Origin of the sequence: Mycobacterium sp. E735 (genome assembly GCF_001666955.1) — a bacterium.
Lineage (GTDB): Bacteria > Actinomycetota > Actinomycetes > Mycobacteriales > Mycobacteriaceae > Mycobacterium.
The window spans coordinates 1-8,054 of the sequence record NZ_LZIX01000148.1; the positions used below are offsets into that span (position 1 = coordinate 1).

Genomic DNA, 8,054 nt, shown 5'->3' on the forward strand with positions numbered 1-8,054 from the left:
CCGCGACGATCTGATCGGGCGCGTCCTCCTGGATGAAGTGCTTGGCGTCGGGCAGTTCGACCAGGACGTGGTCGGGGAAGGTCGCCCGCATCCGGGGCAGGGTCGGGCCGGGCCGGAAGGCGAAGTCCTTCATGCCCCAGACGAACAGGGCGGGTTTGGCGCCGAGCTTCGCGGGCACGTCGCGGGCGAGGCGCGCCAGCAGGGGTTCGGCGGCCAGGATCTGCCTGGGCATCTCGGCGACGCCCCTGCGCGCGTCGGGGCTGGGCTGCACGGCGCGGTAGTGCTCCATCACCGCCTCGCTCGGGCGATGCCGGGTGCCGGCGGGAACGAGTCGCTCGACAAAGAAGTTGCGGCGCAGGATCGCGTACTGCAGCGGCGGGCTGGACATCACCCGGCTGAACACCTTGGTCGTGAACACGTCGGTGGGCCAGAACCAGGTGTTGCCCAGGATGACGCCGCGCACCCGCTCGGCCCGCTCCACCGCGACCGCCATGCTGATCGGGCCGCCCCAGTCCTGGCCCATCGTCAGGTAGCCCTCCAACTCCAGGTGGTCGACGAACTCGCCGAGCACCCGGGCGTGCTCCTCGATGGTGTATCCGAACGCCGCGGGCCGATCCGATAGCCCGAACCCCAGGTAATCCGGTGCGATGCAGCGGAACCGGTCCCGCAGCGCGATGACGATGTTGCGATACAGGAAGCTCCAGGTTGGGTTGCCATGCCACAACACAAGCGGGGGCCCTGAGCCCTCGTCGATGTAGTGCAGCCGGCCCCGCGAGCTGTCGAACCAGCGCGACTGGAACGGGTAGAGCCGTGGGTCGGGCGTGAAATCGATGCTCATGGCGCTCCTTCGCTCGCGCCCATGATGCTAGGCCCCGAGTGCGACATCAGCCGGGCCGCAGCGGACGTCAGTACCGGCCGAAGGCGAGGGCGACGTTGTGCCCGCCGAACCCGAACGAATTGTTGATGGCGTATCGGAAATTGCCGCGCCGTGGATTGCCCGACACCACGTCCAAATCGATTTCCGGGTCCAGGTTTTGCAGATTCAGCGTCGGCGGAACGATCTGATCGCGCAACGCCAGCACGGTCAGGATCGACTCCACCGCGCCCACCGCGCCGACGGAATGCCCCAGCGCGGACTTCGGCGCGTACACCGCGGGCCTGTTGTTGCCCAACGCGTTGTTGATGGCCTTGGCCTCGGCCAGGTCACCGATCTGCGTCCCGGTGGCGTGGGCGTTGACGTGGTCGATGTCGTCGGGCGTGAGACCCGCGAGCTGGATGGCGCGGGTCATCGCCTGGCCGGCCCGGCTCCCGCTCGGGTCGGGCGCCACCATGTGGTAGCCGTCGGACGTCACCCCGGCCCCCATCAGCCGGGCCAGGATGCGCGCCCCGCGCGCCTTGGCGTGCTCCTCGGTCTCGAGCACCATCAGCGCGCCCGCCTCGCCGAACACGAAACCGTCGCGGTCCTTGTCGAACGGGCGACACGCACCGGCCGGATCCGCGTTGTTCGTCGACATCACGATCCGCATGTTCGCGAAGGCCGCGATGGGCACCGCCTCGATCCTGGTCTCGACGCCGCCGCAGATCGCGACGTCGGCCTCGCCGAACACCATCGCCTGCCAGGCCCGCGCGATGGCTTCCGAGCCCGACGCACACGCCGACACCGGCGTCATCACACCCGCCCTGGCGTGCCGTTCCAGGCCGACCGCCTGGGCGGCCGCGTCGGGCATGTACTTGCTGACGGCGAGCGGCGAGACCGCCTTCACGCCGCGCGCCCGCAGGTTGTCCAGGCTGAACACCAGTTCCTCGCCGGAACCGAAACCGGTGCCGATCGACACCAGCAGGCGGTTCGGGTCGACGTCGGGGGAGCCGGCATGGTCCCAAGCCCGCCGGTTGACGATGGCGGACATCCTCGCCAGGTAGCCGGTTCTGCGCAGCTCAGCGGGGTTGAGCTCGCTGTCGAATTCCTCCAGCAGGTGCCCGCCGATGCGGACCGGCAGGTCGAACTCCTCCACGAACGGGTCATCGAGCTCGCGGATTCCGCTCTGGCAGTCGAGGAGCAACTTCCAGGTGGTCTCCGCGTCGGTGGCCAGTGCGGTGGTCATGGCGATCCCGGTGACCACCACGTTTGGAAGTGCTTGTCCAGTAATCAGTTTCGTCATTGCTGTCGTGGATCATCCTTTCGCGACGCCGCCCCGGTCGTCGTCACGGACGCGCGTACATCGGGGCACCCTCCGGATTCCCGTGGAAGGCGCTCGACCGAAAGCCTTCCCGTCGCGTCGGCCGTGGAATCAACCTCAAAGCCTAGCGGCAACTTGCGTTGCAGACGGGGAAGACCCCGCCGCAACGTAGCCGTACCCGCCCCGTACGCGAGCCTAATCCGGCCTCAGCTCAGGAAGGCGTTGAGTGCCGCGGCGAGGTCGGGGGACGCCGACGAGGCGAGGTTCTGGTAGCCGCCGCCGCTGAGCTGGGCGACCGCCTCCCACGTCGCGCGGTCCGGGTCACCGCCGAAGTCGATGACGTTCACCGCGATCGGTTTGGCCGGGTCGGCGCTCTTGCGGATGAAGTCCTGCAACCCGGGCCCGTCCAGGGTCTGGTCGGTGTGCGGGCCCGCGGTGATGACCAGTATCGAGTTGGTCTGGCCGACGTGGTAGTTGGTCTGCAGCTCCTGGTAGATCATGCGCAAAGTGGTGAACGACACCGCACCACCGGCCGACGAGTATTGCTTGTCCAGCGCGGCCGTCAGCGCCGCCGCGCGCGGCTGGCCGTTGACCGGGTCGCCCAGCGGCCCGCCGGGTACCTCGGAGCGGCCCTCGTGACCGTCGAACGTCCACAGGCCCACCACCGACGTGGGCGGCAGCGCCTTGATCTTGTCCTGAAGTGCGGCGATCACGTTCGCCAGCCGGGTCTTCCCGCCCTCCTGGCCGGGCATCGACTGGTCGAGCATGATGGTCGCGGCCAGCCCGCTCGACGGGGTGGCCATCGCCTCGGCAAGCGTCGTTCGCATCGCGTCGTCCCCCACCGACAGCGCGGCGGGCAGCGCCGGGAACGTGGTGACCGGGCTGCTCGGCGGCGTGACGCCGTTGACCCGGAAGCCGGCCTTGGCCAGCTTGGCGAGTTGCTCGGGCTTGTGCATGTAGCGGGCGAACTCGCTGGCGGCGGCGGACTGGTCCTGGGTCAGCCACGAGCCGCTCAGCAGGACGGTGGGGTAGTCGGCGACGGGCACCGGGCCCGACGGCAGCCAGGAGGCCAACGCGCCCTTGGCGTTTGGCGACGACTGGCCGCGCTGGAACAGCTGCTGCTCGGTGGTGATGACCGCATGCACCGGCGCGGCCGCCGCGTCGCCGGGCTTCAGCAGGGCGTTCATCGCCTCGGTCAGCGAATTGTCCGCCAGCTTGGGCTGTCCGTTCAGCACCGCGCGCACCGCGCCGGTGCCCTGGGTCGCCGGCGCGCCGGGAGGGGCCGACGCGGCCGCTATCGCCTCCCCGGCGAGGAACGCCGCGTCACCGTTGCCGTTCATCGGCACGGCCAGTCGCAGCGACCCCCAGGCCGGCAGGTTCACGCCGGCCAATCCGTTCGGATTGGTCTGCAGCCCGGGCAGCGCCGCCCAGTTCTGGTTGGCCAGGGCCGACGCGAGTTCGGGCCGGACGGCGAGCACCACCGGCGACGTCACCAGCGAACGGCTGTCGGTGATCGTCTTCTGCGCCGTGGCCCCGGCGAGCCGCGCGGCCGAGATCGAGCTGCCGGGGACCCACAATGCCGGCTGCGCGCCGAGGTCGGCGGGCCACTTGCCGATGAAGCCGTTCAGGACCGCGTCCGAGCCCGCGGGCTTGACGCTGACTTCCACGCAGTGGTCCCCGATCGGGCCGGCCGAGGAGTTGTAGCTCTGCGCGAACTGCTGTACGGAGTCGGCGATCGACGGGTCGGCGATGACGGCGACCGTTTCCTTGCCGCCGACGCAGCGCCCGGCGGCCTGGTGCGAGCGGTTGGACAAGGCGTCGCCGAAGAAGCTCCACAGGATCACGGTGCCCACCACGACGACGACCGCGACGAGGGCCACGATGACGCCGATGCTGACTCCCCTGCGCCCGCTCTCGCTGCGGTGGCCGCCCCGCCAGTCACCGAGTCCCCGGTGCCCGCCGCGGAACAGCGACGGCGACGCGGCCGGCGGCTCCGAGGCGGGCGGGCCCGGCTGCCGCGGCGGGAACTCCGGGTACTCGTCGGCCGCGTCACCCGCGAAGTCCCCGGCGCCGTAGGGCTCGTCCTCGTCCGAGAAGTCGTCCGCGTCCGAATAGTCGTCGGCCGGGTAGTGGCCCGCGTCGGAGTAGTCCTCTCCGACCGCGTCCCGGTGACGGTCCTCCGCCTCGCCGCTTTCGTACGGTTGGTCGACGGAGTCCTCAGGGTCGGGCAAACTGTGCCTACCCATAACGGTGTCCGTCGCCTTTCCGTCGATAGATCCGACTTGTTGTCAACCCGCCGCTGATCTTAGTCACCAGCGGCATCAATGGGTGCCGAGGCCGATTAAGGCACCGGCTCAATTTGATTGCGCCGCGCGGGCCTTGGCCTCGCGCCGACGGCGGTGCAGGATCGGCTCGGTGTAGCCATTGGGCTGCTGGGTTCCCGTCAGGATCAGGTCCTGGGCGGCCAGGAACGCCAGACTGTCGTCGAAGTCGGGCGCCATCGGCTGGTAGGCCGCGTCCTTGGCGTTCTGCTCATCGACCAGCGGCGCCATCCGCTCCAGGCTGGCGCGCACGTCCTCCTCGGTGATGACACCGTGGCGCAGCCAGTTGGCCAGCAGCTGGCTCGAAATCCGCAGCGTCGCACGGTCTTCCATCAGGGCGACGTCGTGAATGTCGGGCACCTTCGAGCAGCCGACGCCCTGGGCGACCCAGCGCACCACGTAGCCGAGGATCGACTGGCAGTTGTTGTCGACCTCCTCGCGAATCTCCTCGGGAGCCCAGGCCAGTTCCTTGGCCAGCGGGATGGTCAGCAGTTCCTCGATGTTGGTGCGCTTCTTGCCCGCCAGCTCCTCCTGCACGGCGCCCACGTCGACGTAGTGGTAGTGCATCGCGTGCAGCGTGGCCGCCGTCGGGGAGGGCACCCACGCGGTGGTCGCGCCCGCCTTCGGTTGGCCGATCTTCTGCTCGACCATGTCGGCCATCAGCTCGGTCATCGCCCACATGCCCTTGCCGATCTGCGCCTTGCCCTTGAAGCCGGCGGCGAGCCCGATGTCGACGTTGGCGTCCTCGTAGGCCTTGATCCACGCGGTGCTCTTCATCGCGCCCTTGCGGATCATCGGGCCGGCCTCCATCGACGTGTGGATCTCGTCGCCGGTGCGGTCCAGGAAACCGGTGTTGATGAACACGACCCGGTCGGCCGCGGCCTTGATGCAGGCCTTGAGGTTGACGGTGGTGCGCCGTTCCTCGTCCATGATGCCGACCTTCAGCGTGGCCTGCGGCAGGCCCAGCACGTCCTCGACGCGGCTGAACAGCTCGCAGGTGAAGGCGACCTCGTCGGGCCCGTGCATCTTGGGCTTGACGATGTAGATCGATCCGGTGCGGCTGTTGGCCAGCGGGCCGTTCGCGTCGCCGGTCTTGAGCCCGTGGATCGCCGTCAGGCCGGTGAACAGCGCGTCCATGATGCCCTCGAAAACCTCGTTACCATCGGCATCCACGATCGCGTCGTTGGTCATCAGGTGACCCACGTTGCGGACGAACAGCAGGCTGCGGCCGGGCAGGGTCAGCTGACCCTCACCGTCGGGCGTGGTGTAGGTGCGGTCCCGGTTGAGCACACGGGTGAAGGTCTTGCCGTCCTTGGCGACCTCCTCGGACAGGTCGCCCTTGTTCAGCCCCAGCCAGTTGCGGTAGCCGAGCACCTTGTCGTCGGCGTCGACGGCGGCAACCGAGTCCTCGAAGTCCATGATCGTGGTGACGGCCGATTCCAGCACCACGTCCTTGATGCCGGCGCGGTCGGTCTTGCCGATCGGCGATTCCGGGTCGATCAGGATCTCGATGTGCAGGCCGTGATTGACCAGTAGCACCGACCAGTCGGGGGAGCCGAGCTCGCCCGTGTAGCCGGCGAACTTCTCCGGGCTGGCCAGGCCGACGGACCCGTCGCCGGTCGCGACCTTGAGCCGGCCGTCTTCGACCGAGAGTGCGGTCGCGTCGGCCCAGGAGCCGGACTCCAGCGGCACCGCTTGGTCAAGAAAGTTGCGGGCGTAGGCGATGACCTTGTCGCCGCGGACCTTGTTGTAGCTGGTGCCCTTCTCCGCACCGTCGTCCTCTCCGATGACGTCGGTGCCGTAGAGGGCGTCGTACAGCGAGCCCCAGCGCGCGTTCGCGGCGTTCAGCGCGAAGCGGGCGTTGAGCACGGGCACCACCAGCTGCGGGCCCGCGGTCGTGGTGATCTCGTCGTCGACACCCGAGGTGGTGATCGTGAAATCCTCGGGTTCGGGCAGCAGGTAACCGATTTCGGTGATGAACTGCCGGTAGGCCTCGACATCGAAAGGCTCGATCACGCGTTGCCGGTGCCACTTGTCGATCTGGGCCTGCAGCTCGTCGCGCCGGCGCAGCAGATCCTGGTTCTTGGGGGTCAGGTCGGTGACGACTTTGTCGACTCCCGCCCAGAAGCTGTCCGGGTCGATGTCGGTGCCGGGCAGGGCCTCGTTGTTCACGAAGTCGTAGAGCACTCGGGCGACGCGCAGGTTCCCCGCCGACACGCGATCAGTCATGTTTCTCCTCCGTAATGAAGCCTCACCAAGCCGCATTGGCTCGGAGCGGCAATGCCTTCAGCCTACCGAGCAGCAGCCTGGTGAGCGTATCCGCCCGACCCGCCACACCAGGTCAAGCCGCGCTGACAGCTCCAAACCATGCCGCTGCGGCGAGCCAGGGGGTCGATTTACAGCAACGCGTCGACGCGCCTGAGATCCTGCGCCCTCCAGCACTTTCTTGACTGGCAGCCGATGGAAATCATACGGGCTCGCCGCAGCCCTCCTCGGCGACCCAGTGCCCCTACGCGTCGCGCATGGTGCCGACGAGGTCCTCGACCAGGTCTTCCATGGCCACCATCGCGACCACCTCGCCGCCCGCGCCGGTCACCAGCGCCAGGTGGCTGTTGCTGCGGCGCATCCGCGACAACGCGTCGGCCAGCGGCAGCGACTTGGGCAGGCGCGGAAGGGGCCGCACCATCGCCAGGTCGATCACGGTCCCCGGGTCGTCACCGAGCGTCAGCATGTCCTTGATGTGCAGGTAGCCGATGAAATCACCGGTGACGTTCGCCACGGGGAACCGCGAGTAGCCGGTCTCGGCCAGGGCCCGCTCGACGGCACCGACCGTCGGGCCGGAACCCGGTGCGGCCACCGGCACGGCGTGCACATCACCGAGGGGGACCGCAACGTCGCCGACCACCCGGGTGCCGATCTGCAGGGCGCGGGTCAGCCGGGTGTGCTCCTCCGGATCCAGCAGGCCCTGCGATTCCGATTCGGCGATCATCTCGCTCAGCTCGACGGGGGACACCGTCAGCTCGAGCTCTTCCTTGGGCTCGACCCCCAGCGCGCGAACCACCACGCTGGCGCATTTGTTGTAGAACGTGATCAACGGCCGGACGGCTCGCACGTAGGCCAGGTAGGCCGGCACCAGCAACATCGCCGTGCGCTCGGGACCGGCCAGCGCGATGTTCTTCGGCACCATCTCGCCCAGCAGCACGTGCAGCGTCACGACGATCGCCAACGCGATCGCGAACGACAACGTGTGCAGCAGCGGCGGCGGGATGCTGGTCAGCCCCAGCGCCGAGCGCAGCAGGCTGGAGACCGCCGACTCGCCGATCCGCCCCAGCAGCAGCGACGCGGCGGTGACACCCAGCTGGGCCCCGGCCAGCATCGCCGGCAACTGCTCGCCGGCGCGGATCACCGTGACCGCGCGCGCCTTGCCCTGCTCGGCCAGCGCTTCCAGCCGGTCGCGCCGGGCCGAGATCAACGAGAATTCCGCGCCGACGAAGAAGGCGTTGACGCCGATCAGCACGATCGCCAGGAACACTCCGACGGGATCGCTCATCGCGGA

Annotated in this window: 5 protein-coding genes; all 5 read right to left on the bottom strand. The window is 68.9% G+C overall.

From position 1 onward, the window contains the following. Window positions 1-838 (bottom strand): haloalkane dehalogenase (locus tag A5704_RS11810; protein ID WP_067889138.1); only part of this gene is annotated, 838 nt, incomplete at its 3' end. Window positions 839-905: 67 nt separating this feature from the next. After that, the gene (gene kasB / locus A5704_RS11815) at window positions 906-2,159 is read right to left on the bottom strand and encodes a 3-oxoacyl-ACP synthase KasB (protein ID WP_067784992.1); all 1,254 of its coding nucleotides are present in this window, start codon (window positions 2,157-2,159) and stop codon (window positions 906-908) included. A 224-nt stretch (window positions 2,160-2,383) separates the two neighbouring features. Then, window positions 2,384-4,423 carry a substrate-binding domain-containing protein gene (locus A5704_RS11820; protein WP_067889141.1) on the bottom strand — a complete coding sequence of 680 codons (2,040 nt, stop codon included), beginning with the start codon at window positions 4,421-4,423 and terminating at the stop codon, window positions 2,384-2,386. 108 nt (window positions 4,424-4,531) lie between these two features. Beyond that, window positions 4,532-6,727, bottom strand: a complete 2,196-nt coding sequence (locus A5704_RS11825) for a malate synthase G (RefSeq protein WP_067758894.1) — start codon at window positions 6,725-6,727, stop codon at window positions 4,532-4,534. Window positions 6,728-7,007: 280 nt separating this feature from the next. Then, window positions 7,008-8,048 carry a hemolysin family protein gene (locus A5704_RS11830; RefSeq protein WP_067758898.1) on the bottom strand — a complete coding sequence of 347 codons (1,041 nt, stop codon included), beginning with the start codon at window positions 8,046-8,048 and terminating at the stop codon, window positions 7,008-7,010. Window positions 8,049-8,054: the final 6 nt, after the last annotated feature.